This window comes from Psychrobacter sp. AOP22-C1-C5 (assembly GCF_052378885.1).
GTDB lineage: Bacteria > Pseudomonadota > Gammaproteobacteria > Pseudomonadales > Moraxellaceae > Psychrobacter.
On the sequence record NZ_JBQSYC010000001.1, the window covers coordinates 297,241 to 319,082 of the forward strand.

A 21,842-nucleotide genomic window follows, 5' to 3' on the forward strand; every position below is an offset into this window, starting at 1 on the left:
ATGGCAAGTCGCTTAGAGCACACTACAGCAAACAATGACAAGCAGCCTATCGAAGATAGCAGGCTTACCAAAGCTGATGGTCTGCTGCACCATTTGTACTATGGACAAGACAAAATCAGTTATGAGGTGATACGGAAAGACAAATCTCGTAAGCTACGTATTAAGGTGCATCCTGATCAGCGCGTAGTGGTCACTGTACCTATGCAAGTGACAGATGAGTTCATACATAATTCAGTGAAAAAACGTGCTCGCTGGATATGGCAGCACGTGCAAGACTTTGCCAAGCAAAAAAGCGACGTGCTACCCAGACGCTATGTCAGTGGTGAAACCCAGTTCTATTTGGGTCGCAGATACGTACTCAAAGTGATTGTCGACCCTGAACAAGTCGCTGGTGTAAAGCTCATTCGTGGCAAGCTAACGGTTACCTTAACTCATGATGACAGTAATGCCAGTGACGGAAGCAATCGAGCCACTAAAGTTAAGTCACTGTTAGATAGCTGGTATCACATCAAGGCCAAAACGATATTCGCAGAGCGCCTTGCTGCCGTATTGCCGCAAGCCAATTGGGTAAATGGCTCCCCTACCTTTAAAATACTATCGATGAAAAAACAATGGGGCAGCTGCTCCACTCAAGGCAACTTAGTCCTCAATCCGCATTTGGTTAAATCCCCCAAAGAATGTATCGACTACGTGATCTTGCATGAGCTGTGTCATATTAAAGAGCACAATCACAGTGACCGATTCTGGCGACTGCTCACTCAGGTCATGCCTCATTGGAGAGAAGTTAAGACGCAGCTCGATAGCATGGCTGAGCTTTATTTGAATGAGTAATAGCTATCAAGAGAAAGCCCTAATGGTTAAAGAGACTAATCCAGTGTGCTACATCCTTAATAAACAACATCAACTTTTACTATAAACTATTAAATGCTAACGGAATTATCAATGGAAACAATAACAATCACAGAAGGCGACTACGAATCCCCAGCCTTTGTTACCAAAGATGAATGGAAACAAGTCCTTTCTAGTAAAGACATAATGAAGCGTAGCTATATAGATGCCTTAATAGCTTTTTATTTAGAACCTGGTCATAAGTCTACCTGCAAAGCTCTTGGTGACAAGTACAATCTACATCACAATACTTTCAATGGAGCTATCACTCAGTTCGGCAAGCAAGTCCAAAAAGAGCTGAATAGATTTCAAATTATCAGTAATGAAGGTAGTCAAATCTATTGGCGAATTGTCATGACTGGCAGATATGACTCTAACCATTTATTTGAGTGGACAATGCGAGATGAGCTGATAGAGGCGATAGAAGACTTAGACTTTGTGAGTGCCAATTATAAAAGTATAGAAATAGTGTCAAATCAAAACCAGTATAAACAGTTCACATGGATACCCGCCTTTGCAGCTCTTGCAAAATGGTTACTAGAATATAAAGATCAGCAGGAAGACCTGGTTGATATATTAGATGATATTGGAGTTGAGAACGGCCTTAACGATCAAATTAAAAAGGGTGAGCCAGAAAAGGTAAAAGTAATGGATCCTTTTACTTTTATCTCCTTACTAATGAAGTATCAAAACCTGCAGAATAGAATTAATATTTTTAATAGGTTGATTGCAAAAATAGAGCTAAATGTACAAGCGATTAAAGATCTTGATGGCGTTCCTACAGCACAGGCGCAGGGCGCCTGGTTGTTCCCATATGGATTTGAACGTGATCCAGATACTATACCTTTATTATGGGAGCTTTTTGAACAAGTTCTAAAATCTGAAATAGCATCTGAGACATTTAACTCTGCACTAAAAATTAAATATACAGGTTTTACTAAACTCACCCAGAATATATTTTACTTTAATCCATCGCGCTACCTCCCAATAGATAAACAAACTCGAGATTGGCTAGCAGAAAATAATATTGATAATCCAAAAGAGAGTTGGGAAGATTATATAAAAACGTTAGAAAGAGTAGCTAATAATAGTAGTAAGCCCTTCTATCAAATTTCATATGAAGCATGGTTATCAAATCAAAAAGGTAATGATAGTCCTAAAATAGTGTCGTCTAAAGCTAGCGAGTACACAATAAAGGATGAACCTATATCACAGCCATTGAACCGTATTTTATACGGCCCTCCTGGCACAGGTAAAACCTATAGAACTACAGAGCTTGCTGTAGAGTGTGTTGATCCTGCTTGGTATGCGTCATGGCATTCTTTTGACCTCCCAGATGATGAAAAGCGTATCCTGCTGAAACAAAAGTATGATGAGCTAACTAGTAAAGGGCGCATTGCATTCACAACCTTTCATCAAAGCTTCGCCTATGAAGACTTTATTGAGGGCATTAGACCTACCGTCCATAAAGGACCTGACAACCAATCAATGATCAGCTATGACGTTATACCAGGTATTTTTAAGAGTATATGCAGTTTAGCCGATACCAATGCGAAAGAAAGAACTGGATCAACGCAGTCAGTTAATATTGATGGTAAGAAAATTTGGAAGTTGTCCCTTGGTAATACACTAGAAGATGAGGGTGAAGATATTTTCAATGAGTGTATTGAGAATAACTATATCCTTCTAGGTTGGGGCGAAGATATTAATTTTACAGGGTGTGAAAATAGAAAGCAGGTCGTTTCAAAGTTTGAGTCTACCCGTAATATCTCTCTTTCGGATGACCCTTACAATTATCTAGCAACTGCCGTTAATAGCTTTAAGAACGTCATTAAAACTGGTGACCTAGTAATTATCTCCGATGGTAATCATAAATTTCGTGCAATAGCAGAGGTAACTGGAAACTATGAATTTCTAGACTTGTCTGATCGTATTGGCTATCAACAGTCAAGAAAGGTTAAATGGCTACGAATATATGAAACAAGCCTTCCTAAAGAAAAGCTGTTTGAAAAATCCCTGTCTCAAATGACTTTGTATAACCTTAAAGACAGTACGATTAACCGAGACAAACTTAAAGAGCTACTTACTGTTCATTCAACTGAAAGCGCAGTTAATAAACCTCATTTAATCATAATCGATGAGATAAACAGAGGTAATATTTCGCGTATATTTGGTGAGCTCATCACACTATTAGAACCTGATAAACGTAAAGACGGGAGCGATGCACGCGAAGTTACGTTGCCCTATTCTAAGGAGAAGTTTTCAGTACCCTCAAACCTATACGTACTTGGTACGATGAACACTGCGGATAAATCGTTGGCGCAAATTGACTTCGCACTCCGCCGCAGGTTTGAATTCATTGAGTTGCTACCAGAACCTTCGCACTTGAAGGAAGTTAACGTTCATAATGTTCCAGTTTCTGAAATACTTGAAGTGATAAATCAACGTATCGAAGTATTATTAGATCGAGAGCACACCATAGGTCATGCTTACTTCTGGTCACTTATGGACCTACAATCAGATGAAGAAAGAGCAGAAGAGCTTGCCAATATATTTGAGAACCGTATTATTCCTTTATTACAGGAGTATTTCTTCTCAGATTGGGAGCGTATTGGCTGGGTGCTTAATGACCCTGCAAAAGATAGCAATGATAGATTCATTCAAGTTGATAACTTAACACCCGATGTTAAATCGCTGTTTCATGATAGTGTGACTGACCAAATTATGGATAGACGTTATCGTATCAATAATGAGGCTTTTAATCGTGCCAAAGCCTATGCAGGGATTATCCCTGCTGATCTACAGGCTGAGTAATGCTAAAACATATTCAGGTCAGAGAATACGCTAGGCTCACTACTGACACATCGGTTAGTCCTACTCCAGATTTAGCGGTCATAAAGCCCGATACTTTTAAGTGGCTGGTGAGCTTAAGCGAGCAGCCAAATTCTGGTAGATTTATTAGCTTTGAAAAACCTGACTGTCTGAGGCTGCATTCTTATGTAGGGTATCTACAAAGTCCTGCTGGTGAAGGTATAGAAGTCTTACCTAAGATAGGTAATTCAGAGTATGACCCACAGAACGGCAGAGCTGTATTGTGTAAGATGCTGTGCTCAGCGCTACACCTTCCGTACAAAGAAGCACATTCAGCTCAGCTCACCCGTATGAACTTGCCTATACATGAATGGATTTACAATCAATTTCTAACCCATTTAAACAGGTTGGTTGCTTCAGGCTTAAGGTTTGACTATCTAAGAGTAGAAGAAGAAAGTAGGTTCATACGTGGTCAGTTAAATGTGACTGCTCAGCAGCGTCAACCTGCTGAGCGTGCGCACCTGTTCCATATAAGACATGATATCTATCATCCTAATCGTTTAGAAAATCGCCTTATAAAATCTGCACTAGATTACATCCAAGATAACTGTCGTAGTCCTGAAAACTGGCGTCTAGCAAATGAGCTATCACATATTTTAAGCCCAGTTAAGAGCCTTGCTAACCCTATGAGGCTAATGGCTAAGTGGTCGAACAGCAAAACCCTGCATAACTATCAGACTATAAAACCTTGGTGTGAGCTCATATTGGAAAAAATGAACCCTCACTTCCAAAAAGGCTCACACAGAGGTATCTCTCTACTGTTTCCAATGGAACGTTTATTTGAAGAACACGTTGCCGCTTGTCTTAAAAAACTGGTTACGTCTCCATGGCAGCTTAAAACTCAAGCCTCTAGTAAGTATATGATTGAAGCTAGAGATAAGCTGTCTGATACAAATAAAAACCGCTTCTATTTAAAACCCGATTTACTCATAGATCATTGTGGTGAGCACCGCTACGTGATGGACACAAAATGGAAGTTAATTAATAGCTCTAATAGCGAAAAAAACTTTGATCTGAGCCAAAGTGATATTTATCAAATGTTTGCCTACGGGCATAAGTATCTATCTGGTAAGGGTGATTTGATGCTTATTTATCCTAAGCATGAGAAGTTTGCCCTACCCATACCTTACTTTAAGCTAGATAGTGATTTACGACTTTGGGTTGTTCCATTTTGCATAGAGTCTGACAGGTTAGCTAATGGAGAATGGGTAGAACATTTTGCAATAACAACATCGCTTCAATCCCTTTAAAGATAAGAAGTACGTACCAGAATCTTCATTCAGTGGCTTAATTACTGTACAACCGTCCTAACCTCTTATTTCATTGCTCAGCAGCTAAAAGGTATTATTGAAGATATTGCGGTATATGCCAAGTTGCCTGATAAAGTCAAAACCCCTAAATCTGTAGGAAACTATAGTTCTAAATGCGCCGTTGCTATCAGCGAATGTAAAATTCATCATATTTACTTTGTAGCTGAAATTAAGGTCTTAATGATAGGTTCTGACTTGCATAACAAAAGGTATATGATAGAAAGCACCAAATTATTTTTGATACCTTAAATTTAAAGTTATTGAGGATAACAGCATTGATGACCTAGCCGTAGAATACGGTGTGATTGATAGCTTTGATGAACTATTAAAGCTTGTTGGATAAAGCACTCATGATCTAATAAAAATAATCCACCTTGCAAAATACTAAGGTGGAGTATTACTGCTTACGCTTTGTCTTAGATTTCACTTTCAATCGATATATACCCGGTATATCTCCAACACTCGTTAGAAACCAATATTGATTATATTTTGGTATACATCAGATGATTGATTTCAAATTCGATACTGTTGATTTATTCATAGATAATACTGAATAGATTATGTCGTTGTCTTTAGTGACAACGATATCGTTAGGTATTCATTTTTTAACATTAACTGATTGGGGTTACGAAGTCGTTTATACAATCGCTTTGCTCTTATATAAACTTCGCTTTTTATACGTTACGCCACGCCGTAACATACCATATGCAGCAACGGTTATTTTGAACATTCTGCTATATGTCGGGAGAAAAACAACTTACTCCCGTAAACATGGGGTTTTTAACAACATTGACACTCAAAAAAACGCGGGATTAAAAACCTCACTTCTAGCTATATCTCTAAATGCGGCGCTTGTGACTGTCTGATCCGCTGATCTGACTTCGCTTGAATATCCTTACCCCAGTTCGTTGCTCTTGCAGACACTAGCTGACGGTAGTTCTCATCCTCGCTCATTTGTATGGCGTTCAGTGCTGACCTATCTATCCATCCTTGTACCAAATCACTAGACTCATTTTGCTCAGTCTTATCAGTCATTGCTTTGCTCCCTTGATTGACATTAATAATACTCGTTACTGCTAACGTGTTATCTGCTATAAATCTGACTTCGCTTATTATCCTACCCTCATCGCTTAAACCGTCTAATGCTACTCGACACCACACCGAACAGCTCAAGCGATCCTTGAACCACGATATCGGCATAATTCTCATTGTGCGCTCGCAGTATGATGTTCTCACCCAGTATCAATTGCTTAGCTGTGAATCCATCATCTATTAGCGCAATCACGATGTCTTTGTGACAGGCTGTCAGTGAGCGATCAACGATTAAGATGTCATTGGGGTAGATACCGATATTGACCATACTGTCTCCTTCCACCTCGACTAGATACGTCGATGAAGGATGGCGTATGAGTAGCGTGTTTAGATCAATACGGTTTTGTACATAGTCAGTCGCTGGACTTGGAAAGCCAGCTTTAACTCTATCGCTGTATAAAGACAGCAATACCGCTTCACCCTCATTGGTCAGCTTACCGATTATTTTGACGGTCATCTAATAAACTCTTGATAACTCATGTTTATGAGGAAGCTCTAATTGAGCACATCTTCCGTTTCCGCCTCTGTAAGGCTGTTGAATGCTTTACTAAATCTTATCCAACCTCTAAATACACCCCTTTATCTTCAAGTTTACCTAAAGTTTTATTGATCAATTCAACCTGTCTATCTGTTGGTGTCTTTAATGATTTTCCAAGTAGAACATTGGGGACTAGTGACAAAACTTGCTTGTCAGTTTCGTTTAACACCCCCTTGTCTTCCGCATTTTTTATTAAAGCCAGCCATTTAGCTGGAGGAGTGTTACACAGGTCTATTAAGCTATTCACAGCTTTAGTCACTGTTTTGGCTTGTTGAGCTGAATCTTGACGTTTTTCTTCAATAACACTTTTAGAAACCAATTGGGTTTTGAACATCATATCTAGTGAGAAATAATCTGTTTTATCAATTATAGACTGTACTTTAATCAGGGTTTCTTTAGACTTGGCCATTGATAACACCGCCTTCCCAGTCTGTTCACTCAACTGATTCAGTAAGGCATTTATCTTAATTGAGGTCTCGATAAACTGATCGTAGTAAAAATCATTTACAGCTTGCTCTTGCCATACTTTTGGATAGTTGAAATCAAGATCTTGTTTATCCATTAGAGCTTTAAGAATGTAAATTGTATACGCGGTTAAGGTCGCTTTGGTATTGCCAACGAACTCTTCTCGCTTATACACGGCATTTTTACAGGCCTGCCAAATAACAAACTTTGCTACTAACTCTTTAAAAAAATACTCATTTATAGTTTCGGGATTATTATCCCAAATTTTCTCAATTGACTGTGCAAATCCATTAAATGCTATTTGAGCCCCCTTAATAGCATCATGAGGTCTTTTGTCAAAAATGAGATAAATTTTAGCCAAATCTGTTTTGATAATTAATTGTTCTTTAGGATGTTCAGATTTAAAAGCCTTTTTACCAGCATCTGTCAATTTGCTTTGAGCATTTAGATAAGAGCCTCTTGCTCTTTCATAATACCAACGTGTAGGTTTGATTCTTTCTTTTGACGTTGGAGCAAGTATCTGTCGTGATAGTTTTTCAAGAGTACGATGGAAAGGATGGTTAGAAAAGAAGTCTGAATCCTTAATAGCGTTCTGAGAGTTCGCATAGCGAGAGATATTACTAATGAGCTCATCTGACTTTGCATCACTCACCACATTAAGTTTTAACTGAACCTGTATCTTACTTAGATCAGCTTTATCTTTCTTTTGGGTCATCAATAAAGAAGCTGTAGTTTGCCCCCCATTCACAATCTGTAAATTATTTATCTTTGTAATAATTTGTTTGCTTTTATCGTATTCTACATCTGATGCTGTAGCAGTTAAGCCATTGTTATAGCTGAAGAAATATTCAGGCTCTGTTTTAATTGTCTTCCTGATACCTTTATTAATTTTGCCACGAAATTGCAAAAAGCTTCTTACGTTTGCTTCTAATAATCTTGCGCCATATTCGTCATAAAGATCAGCAATCGTCTGTCCATTGACAACGCATAAATAGCTTGTTAACTCATCTGACTCTGTTGCCTGTAGCGAAGGTATTGGACCTCCCCATTCACTTAAGTCAATTTCAATTGCTTCAGACTTTGTTTGACTGCTCTCAAGATCGTAGATTCTTTTGATATCCCAAATATCAATTTTTAGAGGAATATCTAAGTCTTCATCTATCTCTTTTTTATCAGCCACCCGGCTACTGATTTGAGCATTGGTTAAAATGATGAGCTTGATAGACTCAATACGTTTATATTTTTGGAATATCTCTTTTGCCGCTATATAACCATCTGAGCTTTCTTCTAAACTTTCAATGAACTGCGTCTTTAGTGAGCTGTTAAAGAAGTTGACACCTGCTTTCTTTAACTGCTCAATGCGACTATTTGTTAAAGATTTGATGTTATCATCGTGGATAAATTCATTAATGAGTATAACCAGTTCCAATTGATCTAAGTCTGCATCATTAAAATCACCATTGAAACCTAAGCCATCAATACGCCCATAACGAGAGCCAGGCTTGTAAAAATGGTACTGCTCTAAGTTATCAACAACACCTTGTTCCTCAATATAAGGGAGTATCTTATCAATGAATAAAAGCTCCTTATAGTTACCTTGCGAAGTAGAGCTATGATCTAGCTCATTCATCAAATCTGAATAGTAGCTTTGAAGGTCTGCTGGGTTATTCATAGTATTCCTCCAGTTCATCTGACTCGTCTTCTTCACCAAAGTAGTCTTGCATAAAGACTTTATTGACTACATAGCTTACAGGGTTATGATTGCTGGATTTTGGAAAACTGATCGCATATGCTGGTACGTCTTTACCTTTTTGATCACCTGTCTTTTTAGAGCCTACATAAAGATCGAAAGACTTAAGTACAAGTAACGGTCGACTTCTATTTCTTCTATAGAATCGCGCAGTCTGTTTGACCTTTGATTTATCCTTTTGTTGTTCAGCAAGTGCATACTGCTCATCTGTTAAGCCAAAGGCTTCTTCCCAAGGCCTTAAAATACGCCCACCACCATCAGCTGTTTTGACATGATCTGAGTGATAGCAAGATTTTGCAAAAGTACGAACCTGAGGTAGTGCATCTTCACCTAAATAACATTTATGAATGGCGATATCCCAAGTTGCCAACTCATCCTTTCGTTCTTCAATATAGGATATGAGCGCCTCTTTCCTGCCATTATCATCGATTGAATGTTCATACTCATTAAGTAGACTAATAACCTCATCGACACCCACTTCTTGAATCAAATTAAACTGCTTGTCATTTTCTGCTTTAACATGATTGTAAACTGGTTTAAAACCATACGTATTAGCAGATTTAAGCGCGAAACTAGTAAAGACTTCACGTTGTTCCTGTAGGTCATTTAATGCTATACCACGCAGTGTAAAGGCTTCCTCTGAGAAGCTTTCCGATAGCGTAACAGCCTCTGTATGATACATTTTATTGCGAGCAGTAATTAATAGTCCGGTATTACTGGTTCGCACTTTTAGACCAAACTCAGCAGGCGTTAGACCATTTTGCTCCATAATAGAAAATTCCGAGCGTAGCTCTTCAATAGACTGAGCGATAAAGGCATACCATTCAAAGGAAGCATCAGGTATATACAGTTTACAAAGATCACTATATTGATCCCGATAACCAAACCAACGTCCCATTTGTAATAGTGTGTCTGCCATAGCCGTATTGCGTATCAGATAACTGACAGTTAACCCTTCTAGCGTAAAGCCACGAGATAAACTATAGCCACCTATAGCAATGACGTTTAGGCCATTCTCATAATTGTCGTAATCTAACTTGTCTTTACTAGCACTATTGATCATTCTCACTTTCACTGAATCAATAACTTTCTGTAGCTTAGTAAAAAACTCATCAACACTACATTCATCCGAGTGAGGTAAAAACTTACGATACAAGCCTTCTAAGTGCGAATTTTTCATCCGCTCTTGTTGTAATTTAGAGCCATGAAACTTCACCGCCAAAGCAATCTCTTCTATCTCCTGACTTACTAGATATCGTGCCTCAGATTGTTCCTGAGTTTTATGTGAAATGTTTATAAGCATTGATGTATGTTTATTACTGATTGGGCGTATACCCTTAATCACAATACTGACTAAGTACTCATAAAGCGCTGTAATCAGACTATTAGGTAGCTCTGTCAAAACGAAGTCTGTAGGTTTTTTTAACGGAATACTATCTTCATTATCTTGAATAAATTCGACGTAAGGCGAATCATAATTTGGCTCACCGTCATCACCTAAGAAGAATTTAGTTGCCCCTAGATAGTTCGATGGTGGTACTAGCGTGAATATAAAGTCTTTAGGAAATAAATCGCCTGCTACAGCGTCATCATAGCTAACAGGATCTATAAAAATATTTGCAAATGGGGTGGCTGTATAACCGATATATGAGCCTTGGAGAAATAAATCCAAAGTCTCCCGTATCTGTCTATTAATTTTGGTAGTCTCATTAGGTTTCTTACTGGTATTAATTGAAGCGTTATCAGCTTCATCATCAATAATTAATACAGGCTCATTAATAAAACGCCTGCCTTCATCATTATTTCTCAACCATTTAATGACATTATCTAAAGTATGATAATTCTTCTTAATAACCATAATGACTGGGTTTTTAGCGCTCTCTAGTCGAACTGCTGTTGTCTTACGTATCTTGCCACTAAAATCTTCCGTTAAGCTTGTAAAACAATGTGGCTGCTTTGCAGTAATGATTTCATGACGTACAGAATCATTAGTTGATCCTACCCCTGTATACTTTTGTTCATCACTGTTATAACCAATAAACCCTTTGTTAACACGTTTCTGCGTTTGAGATCTTAGATTGTTATGGATGCCTGTAATTAAGATAATTAACTTATAACCGTAGTCAGCTGCTAAATTAATGAGTGATAAATAATTGGCTGTTTTACCAGACTGTACATTACCAACTACTAATCCTTGTCGTCTAAAAGGTTTATCTACATTAGGATTACCCAGGCGCTCTAGAATATCTTCATTAGTGCGTTTCATAACATCAATAACCCTACTGGGTAACTGTTCTTCATTTTGAAGATAGTTGTAATAGCGATTACTATAATATCTATCACTATCTACTGTGTGCATCCAAGGCATTATTTCTTGGTCATCTAAAACATGTGCTTCTTCCTGTTTAGTATCAAAAAAGACAGTTAATTTATTAATCAGTATTTCAAAAACCTCTCTTTCTTCTTGAACCTTAAAGCCAAATATAGATAACGCAAAAGTTATTGCATCTACTTTAGATAACTTGCTGTTAGTTGACATAGCATTGACACAAGTATCATAAATATTGTTTAGGGTGTTCATATCCATTGCACTATCCTTCAATTTGGTTCAAAAAATCTATCCATTCATTTTTATAATTACTGTATGGCTCATTAACCTTAAAAAACCCAGCAACAATATCAATATGTGTTCGCAGATCTAGATCAGCGAAATCTTTAAGATAGTCGAGCGCTAACTCTTCAAGCTCCTCATCGGAATGCTTAGTTTTAAAATCTTTGGGAGAGGATGCATATTCCACATGAAGTTGATCAATCGGAAAGCTTTCCTCAATTAAACCCAATATTTGCCTGAGTTGACTATTCTGTTTGACATCTAGCCCTTCCATAAATTGCGTAATCAGAGGATAGTCTTTATTAATTTGGTAAGAACGTAAATTTTTATTAGTATACATTTGCCAAATAGGAGTAACTTCTCCTTGATGCCTATAACCTTTAGAGTTGTAGACACGTTTAGACCCTTGTATATAAGTATCAATGTATTGCTTAAGTTGACCGCGCATTTGTTCTGGTGGCTTAGCATGGGATTTTTTAATATCAATATGCCATTCGCTATCAAAATTATTAGGTAAGTCAATCTCAACTCTGGTTAAAGCAGTTAAGTCTGATTTTGGAGCCAATCGGAACCAATCGCCTGCTATTAGAAGTCTGTTTGCTCGATAGACGTAAAATCCTTGCCTGTCTCTATAGCTACCTAAAGAATATTTCTCATACTCTTCCTTGGTACATTTTGTATGGTGCGGTAAGGTATAGCCCTGTATTTTAATATATACGTCTTTATATTTGATGGTTTCAAGGTTATGCACTTGCGTGGCAGGTTTATTACGAAAGAAGGGATCTACATAACCAATTGCTCTACCGTTAATAATAATATCCAGATTTGATACAGCACTTGGTGATTTGTCTAAAAATCGATGAAAGATTAAGCCTAGATATTTCTCAGCGTTATCAAATTTTTGCAACACATGGTTATCATTGTTGCGATTTCCATCACCTTGAAGGCGGTCACAAACTTCCCATACTACCAAAGTACCTGTGTCTTCCAGTTGGTCAAACTGATAAATCTCAGCCATCTTTTCATCACTAAGCTGTATTAACTCCCAGCAATTGGACTTAGTAACTTGATCTAAGTCCCAACACATTGCCCATGTCTGATCAAATTGTCTAGTAACTACCGTCAAACGTTTACACTGAGAAAAAGAAGCTGTTTTTAGACCTAAGCCAAATCTTCCAAGATCTTTATTAGAACGCTCTACTAAAGGGCTTTTTGATCCAATTGTCATTGCTTTTATAAGCTCATCTCGACTCATGCCATCGCCATTGTCTAAGATAGCAACCTTAATCACAGGGTCAGTCTCAAAGGCAATATTGACCTTGTTTGCTCCTGCAGTGATACTATTATCAATAATATCTGCTAAAGCCGTATCTAGCTCATAACCAATATCCCTTAGAGAATGCATAAGTGCTGCTGCATTTGGCGGACTATCTATAGTCAGTGACATATTTACACTTTCCAGTTTTGAATATTAAATTACTCATTAAGATCATTAACACTTTTTAATTTAGTAACATCAATTGATAAAATCAGATTAAAAAAACGACTCATAGTAATTACAGACATCATTATTGTGGGAAAACAAAGCTCAAATAAATTCCTTGGTAAATAAATCTTTGCCAAATTGAACTAAATAAATTTCTGTAGTTATCCTACACAAGTTTGGTAAATAAATCACTAACTATGGCTTTTCTATATCCTAGATTTAAGAGATTTAATAGAAAATATAACTACAGTAAGTGAAAATAGCTGGTTACAAATTACCTCGACGTTCAGTCAATGCACCTTAGGCAACTGATTGATGTTGGTGGTATAGCACGGTGATAGCATGTTACGGCTCATCTGCCATGACTGTTTGTCTTTAATACCTTCACTGGCGATAAACACCGCAGCTTGCTGATTGCTGTTCTGTCCGTACTTTTTATTGAGCGCATCCATGATGGCAGTGACTTCACCTCTTTTGTCAGTGCTTTTCGTTGTACTATCATTCTCACTGTTGCCACCTCTCTTGTTTTGATCTTCTGCAAACAAATCAAGCTGCACCTCATCATACTGACAGATACCAAGCAGCATCACACCCGCTTTCGCGTAGCGTACCTCTTCTTTATAAATCATCTTTAGCACTTGTCTGGCAGCGGTGACCATCACTCTGGTGTCTGCGGTTGGGGTGATAAACTGATAGTCCCCAGAGATAGAAACATAAGGCTCGTTTTTACTAAACGGGCTGTTCTTAGCAAAGACACTGATATAACTACAAACACTGTCTTGCTTACGCAGCTTACTGGCAGCTTTTGCCACATGAGCACAGATAGACTCACTGAGTGCTTGCTGATCTGTGATGCGCTCGGAGAAAGAACGTGAGGAGATGATTTGCTTTTTGGGCGCTATGCTCTCAATGCCTATGCATGACTGACCGTTTAGCTCTAAGCACGTGCGCTCTAACACCACCCCAAAGTGCTGTCTTATCTTGCCAGGCTCACAGATGGCAAGCTGATAGACAGTATGAATACCCATCTCGTTAAGTCTGACCTTATAACGACGACCCACACCCCATAGCTCACCGACATCAGTTATCTGCATGATGCGGCGTATCCACCTGATATTGTCTAAGACACAGACACCTTTGGTGGCGGGATACGTCTTAGCCGCATGATTGGCAAGCTTTGCCATGGTCTTGGTAGTGCCAATACCGACACCTACTGGAATGCCCGTATGCATCTCTACAATGGCTTTAAGCTTATGTCCGTAAGCACTTAAATCTTGCATGGCAATGGGATAGTCGGCTAGGTATAAAAAGGCTTCATCAATGGAATACACCTCAACCGTTGGACAGAGGGTTTCGAGGGTCATCATGACACGCTGGGAGATATCGGCGTAGAGGGTGTAGTTAGAGCTAAAGACAGTGATGTTATTGTACTTACAGAAGTCTTTGACTTGAAAGTACGGCACACCCATCTTAATGCCAAGTAGCTTTGCCTCACTGGAGCGAGCAACGACGCAGCCATCGTTGTTAGAGAGCACGACCACAGGCTTGTCCTTGAGATCAGGACGAAAGAGCTTTTCACAGTTGGCATAAAAGCTGTTGCAGTCGATAAGCGCATACATGGCGGACTCGGCATAAAAAAAAATGCGAACCTAAGCATGAGTAACGAATGCTCAGATGAGATGACTTTGATTGTAGAGACAGCCGCTTGCACAATTCAAGGGCAAATGTGATTCATGCGACGACGGTTGTCGGAAGGGTTTTAAAGTTGGTAGTATGCTTGGAGAATATTTAACTTAATTATTAACTGACTTAATATCCATATACCAATTTAAATAGCAGTCGATTCCTGTAGTGGGTACCATACTTAGTAGTTAAGTAATTGATATTTATATAGTTATCTATAGGTAGGTGCTTTGGGTGTACTTGTGGGTGTACTTAGCGTGAGTATTTCGAGGCAGTTGGTATTAGTTGGGTGATAACGTATACTCAAATTTACCTTTAATTAATTTTGTGAAATAGTCTATGAAAAAATTAGCCGTAGTATTATTGGTTAGCTTTGGGGCAATGTCTGCTAGCGCAGCAAATTGGGTTGCAGCTGCTGAAGACTCTAAGGATGGGATATACACTTATGTTGATACTGAATCAATATCAACGCAAGGTAAGTACAAACAAGCATTTGTCAAGATGCTAAGCATTCCAGAAGGGTTTTTCATTATAAGTCTTATTTCTTATGATTGTAGAAGCAACCCAAGAAGATCGAAACCTACGTACGCTGCTCAGTACGATTTAGAAGGTAATGTTACTAGGAGTGGGCTAATTACAAATAATGATTTTTTACCTGTTATACCTGGAACGCTAGGTGAAACACAAGCGAATATGATTTGTAACTTATAGATTTTATATGTACAAAACTTTTGCTCAATTTTCTAGTTTGACTCCTACACAAGGAACTAAACAACACGATGCAGCCCAAGTGTTTTCGGGCTTTCTTGATTATATATTTTGACAATACCAACAATAATACCAACAATCGGTTTTCAAACTGTTAAATCAGTAACCCGAGCCTTTAGAGCTTTATGTTGATATAGATACAGAATCTAAAATTGAGATAAAGATTACTAGCTCACAGCGTTTCTGTAGCCCTCGTCCATAGTCGTTATCTTCAAAAAATGTAAACAAGGAAGGAATATGGCGATGTATAGCTTAAATTATACAAAACACAGTCTAAAACATTTGAAAATCAAGATGAGCATTAGCCTTCTATAACACCTATTAACACTTTACAAATGCTTGTTATTTTTCTAGTTCATTTCGTTATACTGGCTATTTGAGCTGTTGGAGATCGTTAGTGTTAACAAACAGGGCTTTTCTAGCATCGCTTTTTATTCCATTGATAGCAAGTTGTTCCTCAGAAAACCAAGACGCAGAATTTGTAACGCCATCTGTCACATCTGTAGAGGTGGCAGATACACCTACTCAATCTGTAAATATTGACTATAGTCATGTTGCATATGAGATAACAGAACAAGGTTATCCTGGAACTTATGCTAAATGGGGTAAGAAATGGATTGACGATATCAATAACATGATGCCTTTAGTAGTCGAACGCATCGCATCTAATCCAAAATGCGATGCTCCAGAAATCGCTGATTTATCTGATAATAGAAGCTCTCTGAAACAGGAAGCAGTGTTTTATGTAGACTGCAAAAATGGTGAGCGATTTTATGTTAGTCAAAACGAGCTTAGTGAAGTTACTAAAATTGAAGCGGAAAGCGAGATGTTAAGGGGTGAGCCTTCCCAGTATATTCAGCCTTGTCGTGAAATGATAAAACCACAAATTAGTTACCCTAGTACATTTGATGAGAGTTTTGGTGGTGTAAATGCATTTAAAGGGACAAGTGGCAATATCGTAGTTGAAATAGACTTCACTGCTAAAAATGCCATAGGTACTGAATTGCCTCAGTCTGCTAGGTGTGTATTTGGTACGAATGGTGAGAATGAAGCTATCATAACAAGTAAATAGAAATGATAAGGCTCGCTACTTAGCAGAAAAACTAAAGTTTATGGAAAATAAAAAATATGTATCCATTAAAAGAAATATTTGTCTATAAGTTAATGATTTTAGGATTTTCGCTAGGATTGGTAACATCGACTTTAGCAGCTGATTTTCAAACAACTGAAACGTTAGCGGAGCAAGAAATTGCTTCGGCTCAAAATGAAGTTGCTGATATGTACTATGACAGTGCAAGCCAATACTACTCTGGAATAGAGAGACTTTCTCTATTCAAACAAGCATTCGACTTGTATCAAAAAGCAGCCAATCAAGGTAATGCTGAAGCTCAATATAGCCTTGGATATATGTACGATTATGGGAAAGGCGTTATAAAAAATCCTGTTGAAGCTATCCGGTGGTATCAAAAAGCAGCTGATCAGGGTGATGTTAGTGCTCAAACTAGTCTTGGATTTAAATACTACTATGCAGAAGATATAGCACAAGATTATAGAAAAGCATTTGAATTGTATAAAAAGGCTGCTGAACAAGGTAGTGCAAGTGCTCAGGATAGCCTTGGTACTATGTACCACAAAGGTCAAAGTGTTAAACAAGACTACTCTAAGGCAATAGACTGGTATCGAAAATCTGCTGATCAGGGTTATGTTGGTGCTCAAGCTAGCCTTGCAGGAATGTATAAACGAGGTGAAGGTGTTAAACAAGATTATATTGCAGCGCTAAAATGGTATAAGAAAATTATCGAGGCAGAAGAGGATAGTCGGTCTGCTGCATTAGCTCAGTACAATATTGGACAGCTTTACTTTTACGGTCATGGAGTTAAACAAGATTACTCTAAAGCAATGGACTGGTATCGAAAATCTGCTGATCAAGGCTTTGACATGGCTCAACATAGTGTTGGGCAGATGTACTTTTACGGTCATGGAGTTGAGCAGGACTATGTTAAATCTATTGAATGGGACAGAAAAGCTGCACGCCAAAACAACGGCTTAGCACAGTTCAATTTGGGTGTTATGTATCATGGAGGACGAGGTGTCAGGTACAGCTTGTTTGAAGCAAGAGAATGGTACGGGAAAGCATGTGATAGTGGTATACAAGAAGGTTGCGACCGATACAGGGCACTGAGCCAATAGACTGAACTTATTATCTAAGATTTACTTTTATAGGCATTATTTTTAATAATTTTATACCCTATTAGAAGAGCCTTTCCTAAAAAGTGTGTAACTATCATTTAGATTGTAGAAGTACTTACACGAAATTTAGGAAAGGCTCAATTTATGAATTAGATTAGCTATATATCAAAACTATATTGATTGTTTTTTTAAAGGGGTTTTTAGTATGTTCGATTTCTTCAATAAAAAAGAGGTAGATGATCCTGCACTTCTTGAACAAATTATAAAAGACGGAGTGGATTATGCTGCTGAGAGGTTTTCAAGCATTTTAATGCAGGATTTTTTAACTACAAGTTCATTAGCTTATGGTTTTGTAATGCAAGAGCTGGATGGAGCGCGTCAAGGTAATGACTTATCTATCGATTTTGTGAAAAATAGTGGTGTTGCAGAGTCTGAATATAAAGACAGCTTAAACCATGATACACCTGAATTAGATATATCCCAAGAATGGATGCAGTTGCTTACTTCGAAACTATACCCACGAATGGATGTAATTGTTCCTTTAAGGTTAGGTATAGTTAAATGTGTAATGGAAAAATATAATATTGGAGAAAATCAGTTAACTCAGGACATTATAGAAAAATCAATAGATATGCATCTCAAAGATGCCAAAGTAGATGTTGTAGCTATCGTTAAAAACAGTCAAGTTGTTTATATTAATGAACATCTAAACCGTCTATTTACCAGCTCTAGTACTGGAAAATTTGATGGAAGGGTAGTTAAGTTTAACTTTAGAGGTATACAAGATAATAGTAGTGTAGATGTTTTCGTTGCTTTTAACGAGCAGGATGCATATACGTTGTTCACACTAAATTTTGGTAGAGATGACAAATTTAATGACGTAAGTCAGGCTTTGATTGGTTACTTTAAAGACATAGGTATCGCATCATCACTATTCTCAGCCCATACAGATTATGCAACTCAGCAAGAATATGCCTATAAGTTATTCAATGAAGGGTCTGGCTACTATATGATTAATAACAGCAGAACTAAGACCTATACAATTAATTGGGATGGCATGACTGAAGGCTAATCAACGTTATAAGCAGTTACACAGTTTTTAGGGAAGTATCAGGAAAGGCTTTCCTAAAACTATGCCATCATCAACTAGACACATATCAGCTTCAAGATAATCAATTTCTTCAATCAGCTGTGCCTTTACGTCTTCAAAATAGCTATTCCAATCTTCAATACTATGGATAGTCTGATAATCTTCACTACCTTTAATCATAAATATTTCGTCTTCAAGATTTTTTATCTTATGTTTAAGCATCTTAATAATGACTTTTAGCTGATCTGACTCGCTGACCGTTTCTGAACGTGGCTTGAATATGTCTTGTCTTAATTCAGATAAAATCTGCTTCACTTCGTCCACATCGTTCTTCTTATAGGCTTCATTGAGCTTAATAAAAATCTCTTGTGCGATATCTTTCATGTTTTCATTAACACGATCAGGATGGCAGATTTGACTGGCTTGTCGATAAGCTTTTTTTATCTCTAAGCGTTGCTCATCATCTAGCTGGTAGATTTCTTTTTCAGATTCAAGTTCAAACTGCTCATTATAGTCTTGTTCATCTTTCACCGCTTCTGCGTACTCTTCTGGATCATCTTCAGTAGATATTTTACGCAGCTCTAATAGGCGCTTGATGTAACTGCCTAGCTCCTGTGTATGACGATGATAAAACTCTGAGCAAAGCTGCTCTAATTCTATTTTTTCATTGTCATAGGCGTTGAGCTGATGCTCAAGTTGGCGAATTTCTAGCTTTAAAGCGCTAATATCAATATCGTTATAGATAACTAAGGCATGATGGTTTTTAATAAATAGGTCAATAAGCGTTATTGCAGTCTCAAAGCTATGCTGCTGTAGTGCTTGAGTGATGGCAGCAATATCTTGCTGAAAAGCATATACTTTTAGCTTGCCATTTTCACGAGCGATGTCTTCTATATCTTCTAAAACAACGTAGTTCTTTATAATCTCAAGGCGTTTAATGATTTTATCTAGCGGTAGCTCTGGATTGTCTTCTTGATGATCAAAGTAAATGTTACGAATTTTTTTGAATTGTTTGATAAATTGATCTGCTAAAACCTGATCACCTTTAGTAATAAGTATATTCTCGTGATTCTTTTCAGCCTTATAGCTCCAGTTATATGATCCATTAATCACGGTGTCGTTATCAATAATACAAAACTTATTATGCATAAGGTCTTGCTTACCGTCACCAATAAGATAAGCGCCAGAGCTACCTATATCTAATTGATTATACTCAATATGGCTTTGTTGGTTAATATGATCATTTGACAACATCAGCTGAACTATGACGCCCTGCTGCGCTTTTTTGAGCATGACGTTAAATAATTTTTTATTGGTGAACCAAGCAACGGCAATATAAATACTGCTTTGGGCTTTCTCAATTTCCAGATATATACGATCCGCAATGCCGTCAAAGATAGCTTCAGTTTGCACGTTAGATTACCTTTCAAAATTAGTATGTCAGCTAAATAGCCATATTATTGATACATGTAGTTTTTCAATTGATCTATATTCTAGTATTAAACTTTAAACCTTCAAGGGCAGAGTTAATCATGTCAAGTTTTTCAAAATACTCAACGCTTTCCTGTCTTTCAATCTCCTTAATTTCCTCACTTTTCCTTAGCATGTCCATTATACTCTGAGGCAGCCACTCAAAATTATTACCATCAAACTCAATTCTTTCAATATTTTTTAGATTTACTAGACTACCAGGTAATGTTTTAAGATTATTATCACTAACATTTAGATATATAAGGTTTTTTAGATATCCTATGCTCTCAGGCAGTGACACAAGGTTATTATTATCGACATTGAGGTATTGAAGATTTTTTAAATATCCTATGCTTTCAGGCAACGACTTAAAATTGCTACCACTAATAGAAAGGCGTTGAAGTTGGTTTAGATTCCCTATGCTTTCAGGCAACGACTCGAAATTTTGACCACTAATATAAAGGTGTTGAAGTTGGTTTAGATTCCCTATGCTTTCAGGCAACGACTCGAAATTTTGACCACTAATATAAAGGTGTTGAAGTTGGTTTAGATTCCCTATGCTTTCAGGCAACGACTTAATTTTACTACCTTCCACACTAATTTCATTTAACTCTAATAGATCCAATCTGTTACGAGGAATGCTTTCCTCATCAATTTCACATTCATCAGCCCATATCCATATTTTTTGTACCCAGTCTACATCTCTCAAGCCTTGGTTAGAGGTTCGTGCTGCTACTGCAGATTTGATGATATCTGACGTTAAGGTGATTTGGCTTCTACCGTCATTTTTTGCCACTAAGTCTCTATTGGTACGCTTAACTAGAGTGTTAGACTCTGTAATACCTTGGTTATCTTTTTCAGTCATAATTTACACATCTTATTTATAATCTAATCAATGAATCATAGCATATCTATGCTTTATAGCTGATTGTTAAGCTTATAACAACGTAAAGAATCTATCACAAGCTAGCTTATCTACCTTTATCATAAACTGAACAAGCAGATTTATTCCAGATAACCTCTCCCATATAAGCATCACCGCTCACTTTGGTATACCCCAAGGGAACTATCGAAACAGAACTATTAATCAATTAATAGACCACTTAAAATAGACTGCTATAATGGAACTACTTATATTAGATCACATCTAGCTATAGATATCGGCGTTTGATTAATAGTTTCAAATAAAAAAACATACGCGAGATTTTGAAAGCGATCTAAGTGATTTATAAAACACAAAAAAACAAACCGCCCTATTCTTACAATTAGAACGGTCAGATTAATCTAGGCTTATCTTGCCCCAATCTTAGTATTAATCCATTCTGCAATCTCGCTTGCTACCCACACTACTCTCACCTGTGTCAGCTGTACCTTCTTAGGGAATGTTGGGTCGTAACGATCAGATTTTTCATTGACCATCTCGTAGATCGTAGAACGACTAAGACCGGTATAATGACCCACATCTTTGATACTAAGCAGTTGCGGTATATGATTACATGGCTCTATTACTGGCTGTGTTGCATTCAAGTTTTCCATGATTTGCTCCTTATAAGTGAATGAGAGCGTTTCCCCTCATATACTTACCGAGTCCTATAATTTTTTACTGCATCCCATGCCGTCCGACAGTTAG

The 21,842-nt window shown here is 37.6% G+C and carries 17 protein-coding genes; 8 read left to right on the plus strand and 9 right to left on the minus strand.

Annotation, left to right across the window (positions count from 1 at the left end):
* The 4 genes from ACT3TH_RS01170 (at position 1) to ACT3TH_RS01185 (ending at position 5,318) form a co-directional block, all read left to right on the plus strand.
* Positions 1-831 (plus strand): M48 family metallopeptidase, encoded by an 831-nt coding sequence (locus ACT3TH_RS01170; protein WP_444754025.1) that lies wholly within the window; start codon positions 1-3, stop codon positions 829-831.
* A 111-nt stretch (positions 832-942) separates the two neighbouring features.
* Complete coding sequence (locus ACT3TH_RS01175; protein WP_444754026.1) at positions 943-3,702, plus strand: AAA family ATPase; 2,760 nt, start codon at positions 943-945, stop codon at positions 3,700-3,702.
* A complete protein-coding gene (locus tag ACT3TH_RS01180) occupies positions 3,702-5,009 on the plus strand; it encodes an McrC family protein (RefSeq protein ID WP_444754027.1) in 1,308 nt (435 codons plus the stop codon). The genes ACT3TH_RS01175 and ACT3TH_RS01180 overlap by 1 nt, the downstream gene beginning before the upstream one ends.
* A gap of 105 nt (positions 5,010-5,114) precedes the next feature.
* Entirely contained in the window at positions 5,115-5,318 is a 204-nt protein-coding gene (locus tag ACT3TH_RS01185; protein ID WP_444754266.1) for a restriction endonuclease, read from the plus strand.
* 582 nt (positions 5,319-5,900) lie between these two features.
* Here the strand turns inward: ACT3TH_RS01185 and ACT3TH_RS01190 are convergent.
* The 6 genes from ACT3TH_RS01190 to umuC form a co-directional block, all read right to left on the minus strand.
* Entirely contained in the window at positions 5,901-6,104 is a 204-nt protein-coding gene (locus ACT3TH_RS01190; protein ID WP_444754028.1) for a hypothetical protein, read from the minus strand.
* A gap of 88 nt (positions 6,105-6,192) precedes the next feature.
* A complete protein-coding gene (gene umuD / locus ACT3TH_RS01195; RefSeq protein ID WP_444754029.1) occupies positions 6,193-6,618 on the minus strand; it encodes a translesion error-prone DNA polymerase V autoproteolytic subunit in 426 nt (141 codons plus the stop codon).
* 97 nt (positions 6,619-6,715) lie between these two features.
* Positions 6,716-8,836, minus strand: a complete 2,121-nt coding sequence (locus ACT3TH_RS01200) for an AIPR family protein (protein WP_444754030.1) — start codon at positions 8,834-8,836, stop codon at positions 6,716-6,718.
* The gene (locus tag ACT3TH_RS01205) at positions 8,829-11,501 is read right to left on the minus strand and encodes a Z1 domain-containing protein (RefSeq protein WP_444754031.1); all 2,673 of its coding nucleotides are present in this window, start codon (positions 11,499-11,501) and stop codon (positions 8,829-8,831) included. The genes ACT3TH_RS01200 and ACT3TH_RS01205 overlap by 8 nt, the downstream gene beginning before the upstream one ends.
* Positions 11,502-11,505: 4 nt before the next feature.
* Positions 11,506-12,972: an ATP-binding protein gene (locus ACT3TH_RS01210; RefSeq protein ID WP_444754032.1), complete on the minus strand. Its 1,467-nt coding sequence runs from the start codon at positions 12,970-12,972 to the stop codon at positions 11,506-11,508.
* Between the two features lie 329 nt (positions 12,973-13,301).
* A complete protein-coding gene (gene umuC / locus ACT3TH_RS01215; protein ID WP_444754033.1) occupies positions 13,302-14,630 on the minus strand; it encodes a translesion error-prone DNA polymerase V subunit UmuC in 1,329 nt (442 codons plus the stop codon).
* Between the two features lie 403 nt (positions 14,631-15,033).
* Between umuC and ACT3TH_RS01220 the strand changes: the two genes are divergently transcribed.
* From ACT3TH_RS01220 to ACT3TH_RS01235, 4 genes are all read left to right on the plus strand, one after another.
* Entirely contained in the window at positions 15,034-15,405 is a 372-nt protein-coding gene (locus ACT3TH_RS01220; RefSeq protein WP_444754034.1) for a hypothetical protein, read from the plus strand.
* Positions 15,406-15,859: 454 nt separating this feature from the next.
* On the plus strand, positions 15,860-16,534 hold the full coding sequence (locus ACT3TH_RS01225; protein ID WP_444754035.1) for a hypothetical protein: 675 nt from the start codon (positions 15,860-15,862) through the stop codon (positions 16,532-16,534).
* A gap of 56 nt (positions 16,535-16,590) precedes the next feature.
* The gene (locus tag ACT3TH_RS01230; RefSeq protein WP_444754036.1) at positions 16,591-17,652 is read left to right on the plus strand and encodes a sel1 repeat family protein; all 1,062 of its coding nucleotides are present in this window, start codon (positions 16,591-16,593) and stop codon (positions 17,650-17,652) included.
* Positions 17,653-17,857: 205 nt separating this feature from the next.
* Positions 17,858-18,724, plus strand: a complete 867-nt coding sequence (locus tag ACT3TH_RS01235) for a hypothetical protein (protein WP_444754037.1) — start codon at positions 17,858-17,860, stop codon at positions 18,722-18,724.
* A 27-nt stretch (positions 18,725-18,751) separates the two neighbouring features.
* Here ACT3TH_RS01235 and ACT3TH_RS01240 read toward each other — a convergent pair whose 3' ends face one another.
* The 3 genes from ACT3TH_RS01240 to ACT3TH_RS01250 form a co-directional block, all read right to left on the minus strand.
* Complete coding sequence (locus ACT3TH_RS01240; RefSeq protein WP_444754038.1) at positions 18,752-20,155, minus strand: phospholipase D-like domain-containing protein; 1,404 nt, start codon at positions 20,153-20,155, stop codon at positions 18,752-18,754.
* A gap of 73 nt (positions 20,156-20,228) precedes the next feature.
* Positions 20,229-21,077 (minus strand): leucine-rich repeat domain-containing protein, encoded by an 849-nt coding sequence (locus ACT3TH_RS01245; protein ID WP_444754039.1) that lies wholly within the window; start codon positions 21,075-21,077, stop codon positions 20,229-20,231.
* A 425-nt stretch (positions 21,078-21,502) separates the two neighbouring features.
* Positions 21,503-21,748 (minus strand): helix-turn-helix transcriptional regulator, encoded by a 246-nt coding sequence (locus tag ACT3TH_RS01250; protein WP_444754040.1) that lies wholly within the window; start codon positions 21,746-21,748, stop codon positions 21,503-21,505.
* Positions 21,749-21,842: the final 94 nt, after the last annotated feature.

Coding starts and splice junctions, on each gene's coding strand:
- ACT3TH_RS01170 (WP_444754025.1), top strand. CDS start 1: ATGGCAAGTCGCTTAGAGCACACTACAGCAAACAATGACAAGCAGCCT.
- ACT3TH_RS01175 (WP_444754026.1), top strand. CDS start 943: ATGGAAACAATAACAATCACAGAAGGCGACTACGAATCCCCAGCCTTT.
- ACT3TH_RS01180 (WP_444754027.1), top strand. CDS start 3,702: ATGCTAAAACATATTCAGGTCAGAGAATACGCTAGGCTCACTACTGAC.
- ACT3TH_RS01190 (WP_444754028.1), bottom strand. CDS start 6,104: ATGACTGATAAGACTGAGCAAAATGAGTCTAGTGATTTGGTACAAGGA.
- umuD (WP_444754029.1), bottom strand. CDS start 6,618: ATGACCGTCAAAATAATCGGTAAGCTGACCAATGAGGGTGAAGCGGTA.
- ACT3TH_RS01200 (WP_444754030.1), bottom strand. CDS start 8,836: ATGAATAACCCAGCAGACCTTCAAAGCTACTATTCAGATTTGATGAAT.
- ACT3TH_RS01205 (WP_444754031.1), bottom strand. CDS start 11,501: ATGGATATGAACACCCTAAACAATATTTATGATACTTGTGTCAATGCT.
- ACT3TH_RS01210 (WP_444754032.1), bottom strand. CDS start 12,972: ATGTCACTGACTATAGATAGTCCGCCAAATGCAGCAGCACTTATGCAT.
- umuC (WP_444754033.1), bottom strand. CDS start 14,630: ATGTATGCGCTTATCGACTGCAACAGCTTTTATGCCAACTGTGAAAAG.
- ACT3TH_RS01220 (WP_444754034.1), top strand. CDS start 15,034: ATGAAAAAATTAGCCGTAGTATTATTGGTTAGCTTTGGGGCAATGTCT.
- ACT3TH_RS01230 (WP_444754036.1), top strand. CDS start 16,591: ATGTATCCATTAAAAGAAATATTTGTCTATAAGTTAATGATTTTAGGA.
- ACT3TH_RS01235 (WP_444754037.1), top strand. CDS start 17,858: ATGTTCGATTTCTTCAATAAAAAAGAGGTAGATGATCCTGCACTTCTT.
- ACT3TH_RS01245 (WP_444754039.1), bottom strand. CDS start 21,077: ATGACTGAAAAAGATAACCAAGGTATTACAGAGTCTAACACTCTAGTT.
- ACT3TH_RS01250 (WP_444754040.1), bottom strand. CDS start 21,748: ATGGAAAACTTGAATGCAACACAGCCAGTAATAGAGCCATGTAATCAT.